This window comes from Burkholderia sp. F1, from assembly GCF_050813845.1.
Classification (GTDB): domain Bacteria; phylum Pseudomonadota; class Gammaproteobacteria; order Burkholderiales; family Burkholderiaceae; genus Burkholderia; species Burkholderia ubonensis.
The window spans coordinates 1381379-1397066 of record NZ_CP172422.1; the positions used below are offsets into that span (position 1 = coordinate 1381379).

Genomic DNA, 15688 nt, shown 5'->3' on the forward strand with positions numbered 1-15688 from the left:
TTGACGGGCGGTTTGTATCGTTTGTGAGGGTTTATTACGCGCGGGGCGGCGCAGGTGCTGGGTGGGGCGCGGCCGACGGTCAGGGGAGGCGGTAGTACTTGCCCGGCGTCACTTCGTCCGGCAGCGGTTCGCCGTTCAGTTCCAGCAGCGTGCGCTCGATCTGCCGCGTGATCGCGTCGAGCGCGAGATGGTTCGGGCCGGCGCCGAACGGCTCGGCAATCGCATGGGCGATCGCGTCGAGCGCAATCAGCGTGTACGCGACGAACACCGTGACGAACGGCGTGGCGGCGCCGATCGAATCGACGAGACCGAACGGCAGCAGCATGCAATACGCGTAGATGGTCCGGTGCAGCAGCACGTCGTACGAGAACGGGATCGGCGTCGACGCGATGCGCTCGCAGCCGCTCACCATCGCGACCAGTTCGTCGAGCCGCGCGTCGAGCATCCACAGGCGGGTGTCCGCGAGGCGGCCGGCGTCGGCGCGCGCGGCGAGCGTCGTGCGCAGCCGATGCAGGATCGCGATCGGGCGGAACTTCAGCGGCTCGACCTGCGCGCAGGTCGCGTCGTCGAGGCGCGCACGCAGGTCGGCCGCGGGGTCGGTGCCGCGCAGCTGATGCTTGAGCGCGTACACGAACGCGATCAGCGCGAGCATGAACGCGCGGCGTTCGCCGTCGGTGTCGAACACGCGGTAGGCGAGCGTCTGCGACGCGAGCGTGCGCGCGGCGGTCAGCACGCCGCCCCACAGATGCCGCGCCTCGCGATAGCGGTCGTAGCTCGCGTTGTTGCGGAACGCGGCGAAGATTGCCAGCGTGAGACCGATCAGCGTGAACGGCGTCGGGTTCAGCGGCACCTTCTCGCCCATCACGCGCCCGCCGGTCCACAGCGCGACGATGCTGATCGCCAGCGTCAGCGCGAGTTGCGGCAGGATCGTCTGCAGCACCGAGCCGTTCCAGACGAACAGCATCCGCAGCCAGTGCTCGCGGGGGCGGACGATCATCGAGGGTTCTCCTTCAGGCGGCCTGCGCCGCCGGCGCGGCGGCGCGATGCAGCAGCACCGGCACCGATTTCGACGTCGGCGTGTTGCAGACGTCGCCGACGCTGTCGAGCGGCACGAGCGGGTTCGTCTCCGGATAATACGCGCCGATGCAGCCGCGCGGAATATCGTAGGCCACGAGCAGGAAGCCGTCGGCGCGCCGCTCGATGCCGTCGTGCCATACCGTCTCCATGTCGACCCATTCGCCCGCCTTCAGGCCGAGCATCGCCAGATCGTCCGGGTTGACGAACACGACGCGGCGCTGGCCGAACACGCCGCGATAGCGGTCGTCGAGCCCGTACACGGTCGTGTTGTACTGGTCGTGGGAGCGCGTCGTCATCAGCGTCATCAGGCGTTCGCCGTGCAGCGCGCGGGCGCGCTGGATCGGCGTGTCGGACGGCAGCGCGTGCGCGATGAAGTTCGCCTTCGCCGTAGGCGTCAGCCACTCGCGGTCGCGCGACGCGACGCGCAGGTGGAAACCGCCCGGCTTCGCGATGCGCGCGTTGTAGTCGTAGAAGCCGTCGAGCGTCGCTTCGATCGCGTCGCGCACTTTCGCGTAGTCGTCCTTGTAGGCGAGCCAGTCGATCTTGCCGCTGCCGAACAGCGCATGACCGATGTGCGCGACGATCGCCGTCTCCGACATCAGGTGCGGCGACGCCGGCTTGTTCATCCCGTACGACACGTGCACCATGCTCATCGAATCCTCGACTGTCACGCCTTGCGGCACGTTGTCCTGCAGGTCGATCTCGGTGCGGCCGAGCGTCGGCAGGATCAGCGCGTCGCGGCCGTGGACCAGATGGCTGCGGTTCAGCTTCGTCGTGATGTGCACGGTCAGGTCGCAGCGGCGCAGCCCTTCCCACGTGCGCGGCGTGTCGGGCGTCGCCATCGCGAAGTTGCCGCCGAGGCCGATGAACACCTTCAGGTGGCCTTCGAGCATCGCCTCGATCGTCTCGACGACGTCGTAGCCGTGATGACGCGGCGGCTCGAAGTCGAACACCTGGCCGAGCCGGTCGAGGAACGCCTGCGACGGCTTTTCCTCGATGCCGACCGTGCGGTTGCCCTGCACGTTCGAATGGCCGCGCACCGGGCACAGGCCCGCGCCGGGGCGGCCGATGTTGCCGCGCATCAGCATCAGGTTCGTCAGCATCTGCACGGTCGCGACCGAATGCTTGTGCTGTGTGAGGCCCATCCCCCACGTCGCGATCACGCGTTCGCTGCGCGCATAGAGGTGCGCGAGGCCGTCGATCTGCTCGTACGGCACGCCGCTCTCGGCGGTGAGCGCCGACCAGCTTTCAGCGCGCAGGTCGGCGGCGAACGCGTCGAAGCCGGCCGTGTGCTCGGCGATGAACGCGGTGTCGAGCACGCGCGCCGCGCCGTTCTTGCGCGCGTCGTCGTCGAGTTCGAGCACGCGCTTCGCGATCCCCTTGATCAGCGCGAAATCGCCGCCGATCGTCGGCTGGATGAACGTCGACGCGATGTTGGTGCCCGACATCGTCAGCATCTCGAGCGGGCTTTGCGGGTCCGCGAAGCGCTCCAGGCCGCGCTCCTTCAGCGGGTTGATCGACACGATCGTCGCGCCGCGCTTCGCGCATTCGCGCAGCTCGCCCATCATCCGCGGATGGTTCGTCGCCGGGTTCTGGCCGAAGATCAGCAGCGTGTCGGCCAGCTCGAAGTCGTCGAGCGTGACCGTGCCCTTGCCGACGCCGACCGACGGCGGCAGCCCCCGGCTCGTCGCTTCGTGGCACATGTTCGAGCAGTCGGGGAAGTTGTTCGTGCCGTACCGGCGCACCAGCAGCTGATACAGGAACGCCGCCTCGTTGCTCGCGCGGCCGGACGTGTAGAACGCGGCCTGGTTCGGGTCGGGCAGCGCGCGCAGATGACGGGCGATCAGCTCGAACGCATCGTCCCACGCGACCGGCACGTAGCGGTCGGTGCGCGCGTCGTAGATCATCGGCTCGGTGAGGCGCCCGTGCTGTTCGAGCTCGTAGTCGGTCTGCTCGAGCAGTTCGGTGACTGTGTGCGCGGCGAAGAATTCGGGCGTCACGCGCTTGCTGGTCGCCTCGGCCGCGACGGCCTTCACGCCGTTCTCGCAGAACTCGAAGGTCGACGCATGCTTGCGGTCCGGCCACGCGCAGCCGGGGCAGTCGAAGCCGTCCGGCTGGTTCTGGCGGAACAGCGTGCGGTAGTTGCCGCCGGAGACCTTTTCCTTGATCAGGTTGATCGTGACGGCCTTCAGCGCCCCCCAGCCGGCGGCGGGATGGGTGTACGGCTCGATGCGTGCGTTGGCGGGCTTCTTTTTCATGATGCGGGTGTCGGGGGGGAAGCGATGGACGCAGGTTACGCGCGGCCCGTCGCCCGCTGCGTGTACACCTTTTCACTCCGAAAAAGAGTACAGTTGCGGCAATCTGACGCAATGCGGTACAGAACTGTACGTGTGAAGGCAATTTGAAAGAAACCCGCGTGAAGCGCTACGACAAACTGGCCGACGATCTCGAGGCGCAGATCGACAACGGCGTCTACCGGCCGGGCGAGCGGATTCCGTCGGTGCGCCAGGCGAGCCGCCAGCACCGGCTCAGCATCACGACCGTGCTGCGCGCATACCTGGTGCTCGAAAGCCGCGGGCTGATCGAGAGCCGGCCGCAGTCCGGCTATTTCGTGAAGGCGCGCATGGCGCAGGCCGCCGTCGCGGAGTTGCATGCGTCCACGCCGACGGCCGCGCCGTCGTCGGTGGACGTGAGCCGGCTCGTGCTGTCGACGCTGCGCTCGATCTCGCGCGACGACGCGGTGCCGCTCGGCTCGCCGTATCCGGACGCGGCGCAGTTTCCGGTGCAGCGGCTCGCGCGGCACGCGCAGACGATCGCGCGCCGGCGCACGCGCTGGGGCGTGATCGACGACCTGCCGCCCGGCAACCAGGAGCTGATCCGGCAGATCGCGCGGCGCTATCTGGAGAGCGGGATCACGGTGGAGCGCGACGAGATCATCGTGACGATCGGCGCGACGGAAGCGATCAACCTGTGCCTGCAGGCGGTCGCGAAGCCGGGCGATACGATCGCGGTGGAATCGCCGACGTTCTACGCGATGCTGCACGCGATCGAGCGGATGGGCATGCGCGCGATCGAAGTGGCGACGCATCCGGGCGACGGGATCGACCTCGACGCGCTGGCGCGGATGCTCGAACGCGAGCCGATCGCCGCGTGCATGGTGATGCCGAATTTCCAGAATCCGCTCGGCTTCCTGATGCCGGATGCGCGCAAGCGCGCGCTCGTCGAGCTGCTCGCGAAGCACCGGGTGCCGGTGATCGAGAACGACGTCTACCAGGAGCTGTACTACGGCGACGCGCGGCCGAGCGCGCTGAAGTCGTTCGACCGGGACGGGCTCGTGCTGCACTGCGCGTCGTTCTCGAAGAGCCTGTCGCCCGGCTACCGGATCGGCTGGGCGATGCCGGGCCGGTATCGCGATCAGGTCGAGAAGCTGAAATTCCTGAATACGCTCGCGACGCCGGTGACCGAGCAGCTGGCGATCGCCGAATACCTGAAGCACGACGGATACGACTTCCACCTGAGGCGGATCCGCAAGCAGTACGCGCAGCAGGCGAACCTGATGAGCGCGATGGTGCGGCGCTTCTTTCCGGAAGGCACGCGCCTGTCGCAGCCGCAGGGCGGCTACGTGCTGTGGGTCGAGCTGCCGCCGCAGGTCGACGCGATGCGCCTGTACCAGCTGGCGCTCGCGCAGCGGATCACCGTCGGGCCCGGGCACATGTTCTCGACCAGCGGCGATTTCCGGCACTTCATCCGCCTGAACTACAGCTATCCGTGGTCGGCGCAGATCGAGCAGGCGTTGAAGGTGCTCGGGCGGCTGGCCGAGGAGTGCGCGAAAGCGTGAGCGCGCGCCGGCCGGGCCCGGCCGGCGCGGCGCGGCGCGGCGCGGGCGTCAGGCGGCCGGCATGGCGTCCCGCTCCGTCTGCGCGGTGGCCGCGCGCGGCGCGGCCGCCGTCATCTGCCGCATGTCGAACCCCGACGGATGCTGGTACACGCGCAGCCCGAACTCCGGCAGCACCGCGATCAGGTGATCGAACAAATCTGACTGGATCGACTCGTAATCGACCCACGTCGTCGTGTCGGTGAAGCAGTACAGCTCGAGCGGAATGCCTTCGGCGGTCAGCGGCAGCTGTCGCGCCATGCAGGTCATGTCGCGGCGGATGCGCGGATGCCGCGCGAGGTAGCTCGCCACATACGCGCGGAACGTGCCGAGGTTCGTCAACTGGCGGCGGTTCGCCGGGCATGCGCCGTCCGCGCCGAGCGCGCCGTTCCATTGCGCGAGCGCGTCGGCCTTTTCCCCGAGATAGTCCTTCAGCAGCGTCAGGCGTTCGAGCCGAGCGATCTCGGCGGCGTCGAGGAAGCGCACGCTCGTCGCGTCGATGAACAGCACGCGCTTGATGCGGCGTCCGCCGGCCTCGGTCATCCCGCGCCAGTTCTGGTAGCTCTCGTTGATCAGTTTCCAGGTCGGCACCGTGATGATCGTGTGATCGAAGTTCGCGACCTTGACGGTGTTGAGCGTGATGTCGATGACGGTGCCGTCCGCGCCGGCGGACGGCATCGTGATCCAGTCGCCGATCCGCAGCATGTCGTTCGACGACAGTTGCACGCCCGCGACGAGGCCGAGCAGCGTGTCCTTGAAGATCAGCATCAGGACGGCCGACATCGCGCCGATCCCCGACAGCAGCAGGCCGATCTGCTTGCCGGTCGCTTCGCCGATCACGACGAGCGCGGCGGTGATGAACATCACGAGCTTGACGAGCTGCATCGCGCCCTTCAGCGACAGGCGCGGCTGGTCGCGCCGGCTCGACCGATAGGTGTGCTCGAGCGCGGACAGCGTCGTGCTGATCGTCATCGTGACGAGGAACGCGATCAGCGCGAACAGCACCTTGTCGACGACCAGCGCGACCGTCGCCGGCACGCCGGGCACCATGCCGAGGCCGAACTTGATCACGACGAACGGGACGATGCGGGCGAGCCATTTGAACGCGCCGAACTCGAACAGCGCGTCGTCGACGCGGGTGGCGGAGAGCCGGGCGAGCCGCGCGACCACGCGGAACAGCAGGAAGTGGACGGCGGCAGCGAGCGCGCACGATGCGGCCAGCAGGACGAGGGAGCCGACGAGCGGCGCAAACCAGAGGTCATTCACGGTCATGGGGCGGTGCAGGTTCCTTTTTAAGCGTTGATTCGATGCCGCGTCGCGGCGTGCGCCCGAATTGTAGGGTACTTGAAAGGGACCGCCTTCGCGCGGCGGGGTTCCTGAACGGGCCGGGCGCGCGCCGTTGGTTGCGCGCGCACTTGCCAGCGGCCGCCCGCCCGGGGCACGATGCGCAAGACACCCGGCACAGACACGATTCAACGCATGAGCGATTCAAACGGCAGTTCGTCGTCAGGCGTGAGCCTGCTCAAGGGCATTTTCCCGATCAAGCGCGGCGCGGCGATCCGTGACGTGTTCGCGGGCATCTCGCTGGCATTCATGGATATCCCGCAAGTGCTCGGCTATGCGCGCATCGCCGGGATGCCCGCGGTGACGGGCCTGTATACGGTGTTCCTGCCGCTCGTCGCGTTCGCGATCTTCGGCGCGTCGCGTCACCTGGTGGTCGCCGCCGATTCCGCCACCGCGACCATTTTCGCGAGCCGCGTGTCGGCGATGGCGCCGCTCGGCAGCGCGGAATACGTGGCGCTGGCGGGCATGATCGCGCTGCTGACCGCCGCGATGCTGCTGCTCGCGCGCATCTTCAAGCTCGGGTTTCTCGCCGATTTCCTGTCGCGCACCGTGCTGGTCGGCTTCCTGGCCGGCGTCGGCGTGCAGCTGTCGATCGCGATGCTCGGCGACATGCTCGGGATGGCCGTGCCGGCGCCGTCATCTCGCAGCGTCGCCCAGCTGGAGTACGTCGTCACGCATCTCGCGCGCACGCATCTGCCGACGCTCGCGCTCGCGGCGCTGGTGGCCGGCGCGATACTCGGCTGCAAGCGGGTCCTGCCGCGCGTGCCGATGCCGATGATCGCGGTGGCGGGCAGCATCGCGGCGAGCCGGGCATTCGATTTCTCCGCGCACGGCGTGGCGGTGCTCGGGCCGGTCGCGGGCGGCTTGCCGGCGTTGCGCCTTCCGGCCGTCACGTGGCAGCAGCTGCTCGATCTGGTGCCGGTGGCGGCCTCGTGCTTCGTGATGATCATCGCGCAGAGCGCGGCGGCGGCGCGCGTGTTCGCGCAGCAGTATCGCGAGGCGGTCGACACCGACGCCGACATCCTCGGGCTCGCCGCGGCGAATGCGGCCGCCGCGTTCAGCGGGACGTTCGTGGTGAACGGCAGTCCGACGCAGACGGCGATGGCCGACGGCGCGGGCACGCGCAGCCAGGTCGGGCAGCTCGCGTTCGCCGTGGTGGTGGTCGTGGTGCTGCTGTTCCTGAGCCCGCTGCTGCAGTACCTGCCGCATGGCGTGCTGGCGGCCATCGTCTTCACGATCGCGCTCGGGCTGATCGACGTGCAGCGCCTGCGCGCGATCCGCCGCGAGAGCCCCGGGGAATTCACGCTTGCGCTGGTGACGGCCGCGGCGGTCGTGATGATCGGCGTCGAGCAGGGCATCCTGCTGGCCGTTGCGCTGTCGCTGATGCGGCATGTGCGGCACAGCTACCGGCCGCATACGATGGTGCTGGAGCCGGTGGCCGGCGACGGGCGGTGGCAGCCCGTGCCGGCCCGGCCGGGCGCGATGACGGCGCCGGGCCTGATCGTCTACCGCTTCGGCTCGGACCTGTTCTACGCGAACGATCACCAGTTTGCCGAGGAAGTCGCCGCGCTCGTCGACGCGGCGCCGGTCGCGCCGCGCTGGTTCATCGTCGACGCGGGGGCGATCACCGATGTCGACTATTCGGCGGCGCGCACGGTGAGCGACCTGGTCCGGAGCCTGCGTGCGCGCGGGATCGGCGTGATCTTCGGCCGGGTGAGCCGCTATTTGCGCGCGGACATGGAGCGGCACGGCATCGTGGAGATCGTCGGCGCGTCGTGCATCTTCGCGACGCTGCACGAGGCGCTCGCGGCCGCGGGCGTGCAGCCGAAAGCGCACGAGCCGGGGAGCCTGTAGCCGCGCGGGGCCGGCTCACTCCGGATATTCGTCGACGATCCTGATGTTCGCGAGCCGGAAGATCGTGCGCAGCGTCTGCGGGTGGATGTCCCGGCGCGCCGCGAGCGACGACAGGATGAAGTCCAGCACCTTCGCATACCTGAGCAGCACGAGGCTGTTCTCGAGATTGGCCTGGCCGTCGCGCATGCGCTCGGCGATCTGCAGCATCTGGGTGGACAGCGCGAGCGCCATGTCGAGCTCCATCCACTGCTTTTCGGTCCAGGCGGATTTGGGTTGCTCGAGCAACCGGTTCAGGAACGCCTGGAATTGCGCGTCTGACTGGTTCGGCAGCGCATCCATGATTGACCCCGTTCTGTGGTGCGGCGAGCGTGTCCGCAGACAGGCCCGGCAGTTTTCACTTATCCGCGCCGATCGGCGGCGCGGTGCTCGTTCTCGTGTCGGACGGGATGCAGAATCCGTACCAGTGCCGAAAGACGCGCGTGCGAAGCGGCGCGGCCGGGCGTCGGCAATGGCCGCCGAAGCTTGCAGGCCGGTCGATCGGGCGGCGACGCGGCGCGCATCCCGGCGCGCGCCGGCATCGTGCCGCCGCGGCCGGCATGCCGGGCCAATGGCGAAATCGTTCATGGATGTAACGTAACGGCGGGAACATCGCGCGCGGTCGCCGGTGAGGCGAGGGTGCGGAGGCCGGCCTGCCGGACCATTTGCCGCGCGCAGTCTTTTCTCTTGTCCGGCCCGGACCGAACACGGGCGGCGCGTTCCGGCCGTGTGCGCGTCGGATGCAGGGCGTCCACGCCTGTCGGGACAGTGCGGGAAAGGCGGGGCGAACCAATGCGCGGAGCCACGGCCGGACGAGCAAAAGGTTTCAGTCCTGAACGCTTTTCCAGCGCCATGCCGGCGGCCGCGGCGCCGCGGCGTCCTGAACGCCGTGCAGAAAAAATTGTCTATACATCCATTGCCCTTGTTCCAAGGGGATGCAAAATGGCCGCCATGCAATCCGGGGCAACGCCCCTCTCCGACGAGGAGTCCCGGCGTCAATTGCGCCGCGCGGTGATCGCCAGCACGGTCGGCACCACGATCGAATGGTATGACTTCTTCCTCTACAGCACGGTGACCGGCCTGGTCTTCGCGAAGCTGTACTTCCCCCAGTCGCACCCGCTCGTCGGCACGCTGCAGGCGTTCCTGATCTACGCGGTCGGCTTCGTCGCACGCCCGGTCGGCGCGGCGATCTTCGGCCACTACGGCGATCGCATCGGACGCAAGGCCACGCTGATCGTCACGCTGCTGCTGATGGGGTTCGCCACCTTCGCCGTGGCCTTCGTGCCGACCTACGCGGTGATCGGCATCTGGGGCGCCATCGCGCTCACGGTGCTGCGCTTCATTCAAGGGGTGGGCGTCGGCGGCGAGTGGGGCGGCTCGGTGCTGATGTCGATGGAATGGGCGCGCACCAACGCGCATCGCGGCTTCGTCGCCGCGTGGCCGCAGTTCGGCGTGCCGGCGGGGCTGTTCCTCGCGAATCTCGCCGTGCTGGCGATGAGCTGGATCTCCGGCAGCGCGTTCATCACGTGGGGCTGGCGCGTGCCGTTCCTCCTCAGCATCGTGCTGGTCGCGATCGGTCTCTACATCCGCCTGAACATTCTCGAGACGCCGATCTTCGCGCGGCTCCTGTCCGAGAACCGCATCGAGAAGGCGCCGATGCTCGAGGTGCTGCGCCGCCAGCCGAAGGACATCCTGCTGTCGGCGTTCGCCCGCATGGCGGAACAGGCGCCGTTCTACATCTTCACGGCCTTCGTGTTCACCTATGGCGTGTCGACGCTCGGCGCGTCGCGCAACCTGCTGCTGATCGCGGTGCTGGCGGCTTCCGTGGTGGAGTTCGTCACGATCCCGCTGTTCGGGCACGTGTCAGACCTGATCGGCCGGCGGAAGATGTACGTGATCGGGGCCGCCGTCGCCGGCGCGTTCGGCTTCCTCTACTTCGCGATGGTCGATACGAAGCACCCGGTGCTGATCTTTGCGGCCATCGTGCTGTCGCTGGTGCCGCATTCGATGATGTACGGTCCGCAGGCCGCGCTGATCGCCGAATCGTTCACCGGGCGGCTGCGCTACAGCGGCGCGTCGATGGGCTACCAGCTCGCGTCGGTCATCGCCGGCGGGCCGGCGCCGCTGATCGCGACCGCGCTGTTCGCCTACTACCACTCGGGCTATGCGATCGCGGCGTATGTGCTGGTGTGCGCGGTGATCAGCGTGGTCGCGGCGTCGCGGCTCGGGGATTACACGAACAAGGACATCTCGCGGGAATACGACGACGTGCACGGCATCGGCGACCATGGGCATGCGCCGCCGGTGACGTGACGCTGCTTGTCGCCGGTCCCGGGCGGCCGCTTCGTGTGAGCGGCGCTGGCCTCGGCACGCTCAGCCGAGGAATTCCAGTGCGCCCGTTCCCAGGTTGTACAGCGCGCCGACGATCCTGATCGTGCCGGCGGATTCCAGCTCCGCGAGCACCGGACTGTTCCGACGAATGCCGTCGATGGTCAGCTCGACGTTCTTGCGCGCCACAGCGTCCACGAACGCATAGTTCGTCGCGGAACGCTCGCCGTCGTAGCGGGTGGCCTGGACGGCGGGCTTGATTCTGGCCAGCAGTCCGGTGAGGTTGCCCAGCTCGGCATTGGCGATCGCGCCTTTGATGGCGCCGCACGCGGTGTGTCCCATCACGACGACGACCTTCGCGCCGGACAGCTTGCAGGCGAACTCCATGCTGCCGAGGATGTCGCTGTTCTCGATGTTGCCGGCGACGCGGCAATTGAAGATGTCGCCGATGCCGAGATCCATGATCACTTCCGCCGGCGCGCGCGAGTCGATGCAACTGAGCAGCACGGCCGCGGGGTACTGTCCGCTTGCGCTCGCCTTCTGCTCGCGCAGGTAGTTGCGGGCCTTGCGCTCGCCCCGCTGGAAGCGCGCGTTGCCCTGCTTCATGACCTCGATGATCTGGTCCGGCGTCATGCGATCGCGCTGCGCCCTGGTCAATGCATCCGCGCGTGCCGGCAGCGCTGCGAACGGGCCGGTGGCGAGCCCGCTCAACGAAGCGAGGCCGGCGAGCCGGAGAAAGCGCCGGCGGCCCGCGCCGCCGTATTGCTTCGGATACTCGAAGGTGTCGCACATGGCGTCGCTCCTCTTCTGCGGCGACCGGCATCCGTCGCGAACGATTGCTCCAATATAGGCGGCGCTTGCCGCGGCGCAAGTGAGGCAAACGCGAGGCGGGCGCGCTGGCGCGACGCAAGAAAGCGCCTATGCTTTGAAAGCCCCATGCGGGGTTTCGATCACGGAGGTGACCATGCGCATGCTTCTCAACATACGAATTCCCCACGAGCCGTTCAATGGTCTGGTGCGAAACGGCAGCGTCGGCGAAGTGATTGCGCGAATACTCGAGGAGACCAAACCGGAGGCCGTGTACTTCACTGAGCAGGGCGGCGCGCGCGGCGCCGTCCTGATCGTCGATCTCGATGACCCGTCACGGATTCCGGCGCTCGCGGAGCCGTGGTTCCTGATGTTCAACGCGGATTGCGAGTTTCGCGTGGTGATGCTGCCGGCCGACCTCGACCGCGCGGGGCTCGCGAGCCTCGGATCGAAGTGGAAGTAGCGAAGGGTGCGGGTCGTGCCGGCCCGCACGGTCGAGGCAGCGCGATCAGCGCGATTCGGCCGGCGCGCTGCCGGCAGCGTCGGACCATAGCGGCAATCGGAGCGACATCACGAAGGTCAACGCGTGCAGCGCGCACAACAGCGCGAACGCCGATGCATACGCATGCGCGCCGGCGTCGCCGGCAGGCGCCGACTGCAGCCGCCACGCGAGAAACAGCGAGCACAGCGTCGTGAACACCGGGCCGCCGAGACGCTGGACGATGTTGAGCGACGTCGTCGCCATCGGCAGGTCGCGCCGGTCGATCGACGCGTACGCCGCGGTAAGCGACGGCGTGCCGACCGCGCTCTGGCCCATGCCGCGCAGGAACAGCGCGGGCATCAGCATGGCCAGGTCGAGCCCGCGACCGGCGAGCCACACGAACGGCAGCGTGGCGAGCAGCGCCAGCAACGCACCGCCGGCGGACACGCGGCGCACGCCGAACCGGCTCGTCAACGCGCCCATCGACGGATACGTGACCAGCATGCCGAGACCGAGCGGCGCGAGCAGCCAGCCCATCTCGCCGGGCGATCGTCCGCAGGCGTCGATCAGGAACACCGGAATCAGCATCTGGCCGGCGTACAGCGCGCCGTTCGACAGGAACTGCGTGCCGGCGGCGGCGCTGAACACCTTGCCGCGAAACAGCCGCAGGTCGATCAACGCGTGCTCGCCCTTGCGCCGCTGCACCCGGAGAAACGCCGCGAGCAGCGCGACCGACGCGGCGACCGCCGCGACGCCGACGCCAAGGCCGATTCGCTCGGCGCCGTACAGGAACAGCACGAGCGCCGGCGACAGCAGCGCGAGGCCGAGCCAGTCCAGCTCGCGCCGCAGCGTGTCGTCCCGATCGCTCGGCAGGAAGCGCGCGGCGAGCACGAGCGCCAGCGCACCGACCGGCAGGTTCACGAGAAAGAGCCAGCGCCACGACGCATGCTGCAGGATCGCGCCGGCGATGACCGGCCCGAGGATCGGCGCGATCAGCACCGGCACAGCGGCATAGCCGACGACGCGCGCCATCTGCTTGCCGGCGACGCGCGCGATCATCATCTGCGCCATCGGCGCGAGCAATCCGCCGCTCACGCCCTGCAGCACGCGAAACGCGATGAGCGACGGCGCCGACCACGCGAATGCGCACAGGGCCGACGACAGCGTGAACGCGGAGAAGCACCACAGATAAAGCGCCTTCGCGCCGATGCGGTCCACCAGCCAGCCGTTCAGCGGCAGGACGAGCGTGAGGGCGAGCAGATAGCCGCTCGTTACCCACTGGATCACGGATAGCGTCGCATGCAGGTCCGTCGCGAGACTGGACAGCGAGACGTTGACGATCGTCGCGTCGAGCTGCGCCAGCAGCGAGCCCAGCACCGCGACCGCGCTGACCTTCCAGACCGACGGATCGAGCCGGTCGGCGGCGCGCGCGTGGTCGGGAGCGGATCGTGCGGCGCCGTCGTTCATGCCCGTACCGCGCTCACGCATCGAGTGCGCCGAGCAGTGCGATGACTTCCTGCGTGGACGCGGTTTCGCCGAGCCGCGGAAAAATCCGCGTGATGCTGTTGGTATGCGCATCCGCGTTCAGGTCCGTCATCGCATCGACGGCGAGCGTCACGTTGTAGCCGAGCTCGAACGCCTGGCGCGCGGTGGATTCGACGCCGATGCTCGTCGCGATGCCGGCCACCACGACCTGCGTCACGCCGGCGGCCTTCAGGTGCGCGTCGAGGCCGGTGCCGGTAAACGCGCCCCAGGTTCGCTTCGTCACGACGTGATCGTGCGGCTGCGGTTGCAGCTCGGGCACGAGCTCGGTCCAGTCCGGCGGCAACGGCCCCTTGAGGCCGGGCTGCGCGGTGCGGCCCGGCGCGCCGCCGGCCACGTTCACGAGCACGACCGGCAGGCCGCGCCGGCGAAACGCGTCGGCCAGCTCGGCGGCGAGCCGGATCACGTCGGCGCTCGGATGCGCGGTGGGGAGGGCGGCGATGCCTTTTTGCAGGTCGATGACGATCAATGCGGATTTCGGATCGAGGAGGGTGGCGCTCATGAGGACTCCCGGTGGGTCAAAGGAGGCATCGCGGAACGCGCGCAGGCGATGGGCGTTCCGGATGCCGGATTCACGCGTCGCCGAGCCGCCTGATGAGCGGGATCGCGGCGACGAGCGTCTGCATTTCTTCCGGATCGAGTTTCGCGAGCGCGGCCTGGAGCCACGCGCGTTTGGCGACGGTGCGCTGTCGTCGCGTATCGAGGCCGGCGCGGGTCAGCTGGAACAGGATCTGGCGTCCGTCGGTCGGATGCGGCTTGCGCGACACGAGCCCCTCTTCCTCGAGGCTTGCGAGGATGGCCTTCATCGACTGCGGCTTCATCGATTCGGTGCGGGCAAGCTCGGCGGTCGTCATCGGCCCGTTCTGATCGAGCCGCGCGAGCGCGCTGATCTGCGACAGGTTGAGCCCGCTCGAATCGACTTCCGAGCGGAGCCGGCGGATGAGCTGGCCGACGGCCAGCGTCAGGTCGGCGACGACGGTTTCGGCGGAGGCGCCGGGTTTGCGTGAGCTTGTCATGGGGCGGATCATAGAAGAAGACAGTTTAACTTGCAAGTTAAACTGTCTAATTGAATCGGGCGAAATGCCGGGAAGGCACGGTGCGACGCTTGCCTTCGTTGGCGATCACATCAGCGAGCAGGCCAGCCAGCGGCGGATCCTGAGCGCGTCGCTCGTCACGCCGTCGCGCGTCGGCGAGCCGAGCAGCACGATGGTTTGCGGCCGGCCGCGCACGAGCGCGCGCATCACGACGCCATGGCCCGCTTCGTTGATGAAGCCGGTTTTCTGCAGCTGGATCGGCCACTGGCCGTATCGCACCAGCGGATCGGAATTGACGTAGAGCAGCTTGCCGTCGCCGGGATGGACGGTGCCCGACTTCGCGGTCGAGAAGCGCCGGATCAGCGGGTCGCGCGCCGCGGCGTCGACGAGCAGCGCGAGTTCCTCGGCCGTCGACACGTTGCGCGGCGACAGGCCCGTCGGTTCCCGGAAGCGGGTGTGGCGCATGCCGAGCCGCCGCGCCTCCCGGTTCATCGCGGCCACGAATGCGGGGCGCCCGCCCGGATAGTCGCGGCTCAACGCGGCCGCCGCGCGGTTCTCCGACGACATCAGCGCGATGCGGTACATGTCGCGGCGCGACAGCGTCGAGCCGACCGACAGCCGCGAATGCGTGAACTTGATCGCGTCGCGATCGTGCGAGCTCACGCGCAGCATGCCGTCCAGCGGGCGGTCCGCGTCGCGGGCGACGACCGCCGTCATCAGCTTCGAGATCGATGCGATCGGCCGCACGGTGCGCGCGTTGCGGGCCAGCAGCGGCGTACCGGTGCGGACGTCGAGCACGTAGGCGGCGCGCGAATGCAGCGCATTGACCGCGCGCGGGTTGTAGCCGCAGCTCGCCAGCAGGCGGGGGGAGGTCGTGGGGCGAGGGCGCGTCGCGGCGGCGCGTTTCGCGCGACGGTGTTGCGGGGCCGGCGCGGCGTGGTGCTTGACCGCGTGATGTCGCGCGCGGGGGCGGTGGTGCCTGACGGCCTTGCGATGGGCAGCCGGTTTCTTGACGGCCGTCGCATGCCCGTGTGCGGGACGGTGCGATGCGCGCTGCGCGAAGGCGTTCGCGGCGAATGCGAGCATCAGGATCGAAAGGGTGATGAGCAGGTAGTTCCGGGCGCGGGACACGCGCGCGACGAAGCCGGTCAATCGAAAGTCTCCTTTGCACGCGCGGCGAGGCGGCGTGCAATGCGCAGGCGGTCAGGGGATGCGGGAAATTATAAGGTCGATCGCGCCGGGCAGCGGCGTGGGTGCGCGACAAACGGCGCTCGGATCGGCAAGATGCCGAAACTTCTTGTCAGGAGATCT

Annotated in this window: 13 protein-coding genes; 4 read left to right on the forward strand and 9 right to left on the reverse strand. The window is 68.5% G+C overall.

The annotated features are described in order from the left end of the window. Nucleotides 1–79 precede the first annotated feature (79 nt). Nucleotides 80–997, reverse strand: a complete 918-nt coding sequence (locus tag ACFIMZ_RS25290; protein ID WP_431825020.1) for a bestrophin family protein — start codon at nucleotides 995–997, stop codon at nucleotides 80–82. A 13-nt stretch (nucleotides 998–1010) separates the two neighbouring features. Then, nucleotides 1011–3335, reverse strand: a complete 2325-nt coding sequence (locus tag ACFIMZ_RS25295; RefSeq protein WP_431825021.1) for an FdhF/YdeP family oxidoreductase — start codon at nucleotides 3333–3335, stop codon at nucleotides 1011–1013. Between the two features lie 158 nt (nucleotides 3336–3493). Here ACFIMZ_RS25295 and ACFIMZ_RS25300 point away from each other — a divergent pair, with 158 nt between their 5' ends. Beyond that, nucleotides 3494–4915, forward strand: coding sequence for a PLP-dependent aminotransferase family protein (locus tag ACFIMZ_RS25300; protein WP_431825022.1), 1422 nt, complete (start codon nucleotides 3494–3496; stop codon nucleotides 4913–4915). A gap of 48 nt (nucleotides 4916–4963) precedes the next feature. On the opposite strand, the gene ACFIMZ_RS25305 is transcribed toward ACFIMZ_RS25300, so the two are convergent. Further along, nucleotides 4964–6223 (reverse strand): mechanosensitive ion channel family protein, encoded by a 1260-nt coding sequence (locus ACFIMZ_RS25305; protein WP_431825023.1) that lies wholly within the window; start codon nucleotides 6221–6223, stop codon nucleotides 4964–4966. Between the two features lie 207 nt (nucleotides 6224–6430). Between ACFIMZ_RS25305 and ACFIMZ_RS25310 the strand changes: the two genes are divergently transcribed. Continuing rightward, a complete protein-coding gene (locus tag ACFIMZ_RS25310; protein WP_431825024.1) occupies nucleotides 6431–8149 on the forward strand; it encodes a SulP family inorganic anion transporter in 1719 nt (572 codons plus the stop codon). Between the two features lie 15 nt (nucleotides 8150–8164). On the opposite strand, the gene ACFIMZ_RS25315 is transcribed toward ACFIMZ_RS25310, so the two are convergent. Further along, the gene (locus tag ACFIMZ_RS25315; RefSeq protein WP_042588034.1) at nucleotides 8165–8488 is read right to left on the reverse strand and encodes a hypothetical protein; all 324 of its coding nucleotides are present in this window, start codon (nucleotides 8486–8488) and stop codon (nucleotides 8165–8167) included. A 639-nt stretch (nucleotides 8489–9127) separates the two neighbouring features. On the opposite strand from ACFIMZ_RS25315, the gene ACFIMZ_RS25320 reads away from it, so the two are divergent. Beyond that, entirely contained in the window at nucleotides 9128–10498 is a 1371-nt protein-coding gene (locus ACFIMZ_RS25320; protein ID WP_431825025.1) for an MFS transporter, read from the forward strand. 60 nt (nucleotides 10499–10558) lie between these two features. Here ACFIMZ_RS25320 and ACFIMZ_RS25325 read toward each other — a convergent pair whose 3' ends face one another. Continuing rightward, a complete protein-coding gene (locus ACFIMZ_RS25325; protein WP_431825026.1) occupies nucleotides 10559–11305 on the reverse strand; it encodes a carbonic anhydrase family protein in 747 nt (248 codons plus the stop codon). Between the two features lie 172 nt (nucleotides 11306–11477). Here ACFIMZ_RS25325 and ACFIMZ_RS25330 point away from each other — a divergent pair, with 172 nt between their 5' ends. Further along, complete coding sequence (locus ACFIMZ_RS25330; RefSeq protein ID WP_431825027.1) at nucleotides 11478–11783, forward strand: panthothenate synthetase; 306 nt, start codon at nucleotides 11478–11480, stop codon at nucleotides 11781–11783. Nucleotides 11784–11828: 45 nt separating this feature from the next. Here ACFIMZ_RS25330 and ACFIMZ_RS25335 read toward each other — a convergent pair whose 3' ends face one another. The 4 genes from ACFIMZ_RS25335 to ACFIMZ_RS25350 all read right to left on the reverse strand — a co-directional run bounded on the left by ACFIMZ_RS25335 (nucleotide 11829) and on the right by ACFIMZ_RS25350 (nucleotide 15529). Continuing rightward, nucleotides 11829–13268, reverse strand: a complete 1440-nt coding sequence (locus ACFIMZ_RS25335; RefSeq protein WP_431825028.1) for a DHA2 family efflux MFS transporter permease subunit — start codon at nucleotides 13266–13268, stop codon at nucleotides 11829–11831. A 13-nt stretch (nucleotides 13269–13281) separates the two neighbouring features. Then, nucleotides 13282–13845, reverse strand: a complete 564-nt coding sequence (locus ACFIMZ_RS25340; RefSeq protein ID WP_431825029.1) for an isochorismatase family protein — start codon at nucleotides 13843–13845, stop codon at nucleotides 13282–13284. 70 nt (nucleotides 13846–13915) lie between these two features. Beyond that, the gene (locus tag ACFIMZ_RS25345; protein ID WP_175551913.1) at nucleotides 13916–14371 is read right to left on the reverse strand and encodes a MarR family winged helix-turn-helix transcriptional regulator; all 456 of its coding nucleotides are present in this window, start codon (nucleotides 14369–14371) and stop codon (nucleotides 13916–13918) included. Nucleotides 14372–14464: 93 nt separating this feature from the next. Continuing rightward, nucleotides 14465–15529 carry a serine hydrolase gene (locus ACFIMZ_RS25350; protein ID WP_431825030.1) on the reverse strand — a complete coding sequence of 355 codons (1065 nt, stop codon included), beginning with the start codon at nucleotides 15527–15529 and terminating at the stop codon, nucleotides 14465–14467. Between the last annotated feature and the right edge of the window lie 159 nt (nucleotides 15530–15688).

What these genes read in the sequence shown, in the direction of transcription:
- ACFIMZ_RS25335 (WP_431825028.1), bottom strand. Translation starts at nt 13,268, where the DNA reads ATGAACGACGGCGCCGCACGATCCGCTCCCGACCACGCGCGCGCCGCC.
- ACFIMZ_RS25290 (WP_431825020.1), bottom strand. Translation starts at nt 997, where the DNA reads ATGATCGTCCGCCCCCGCGAGCACTGGCTGCGGATGCTGTTCGTCTGG.
- ACFIMZ_RS25325 (WP_431825026.1), bottom strand. Translation starts at nt 11,305, where the DNA reads ATGTGCGACACCTTCGAGTATCCGAAGCAATACGGCGGCGCGGGCCGC.
- ACFIMZ_RS25295 (WP_431825021.1), bottom strand. Translation starts at nt 3,335, where the DNA reads ATGAAAAAGAAGCCCGCCAACGCACGCATCGAGCCGTACACCCATCCC.
- ACFIMZ_RS25305 (WP_431825023.1), bottom strand. Translation starts at nt 6,223, where the DNA reads ATGACCGTGAATGACCTCTGGTTTGCGCCGCTCGTCGGCTCCCTCGTC.
- ACFIMZ_RS25330 (WP_431825027.1), top strand. Translation starts at nt 11,478, where the DNA reads ATGCGCATGCTTCTCAACATACGAATTCCCCACGAGCCGTTCAATGGT.
- ACFIMZ_RS25320 (WP_431825025.1), top strand. Translation starts at nt 9,128, where the DNA reads ATGGCCGCCATGCAATCCGGGGCAACGCCCCTCTCCGACGAGGAGTCC.
- ACFIMZ_RS25340 (WP_431825029.1), bottom strand. Translation starts at nt 13,845, where the DNA reads ATGAGCGCCACCCTCCTCGATCCGAAATCCGCATTGATCGTCATCGAC.
- ACFIMZ_RS25315 (WP_042588034.1), bottom strand. Translation starts at nt 8,488, where the DNA reads ATGGATGCGCTGCCGAACCAGTCAGACGCGCAATTCCAGGCGTTCCTG.
- ACFIMZ_RS25345 (WP_175551913.1), bottom strand. Translation starts at nt 14,371, where the DNA reads ATGATCCGCCCCATGACAAGCTCACGCAAACCCGGCGCCTCCGCCGAA.
- ACFIMZ_RS25310 (WP_431825024.1), top strand. Translation starts at nt 6,431, where the DNA reads ATGAGCGATTCAAACGGCAGTTCGTCGTCAGGCGTGAGCCTGCTCAAG.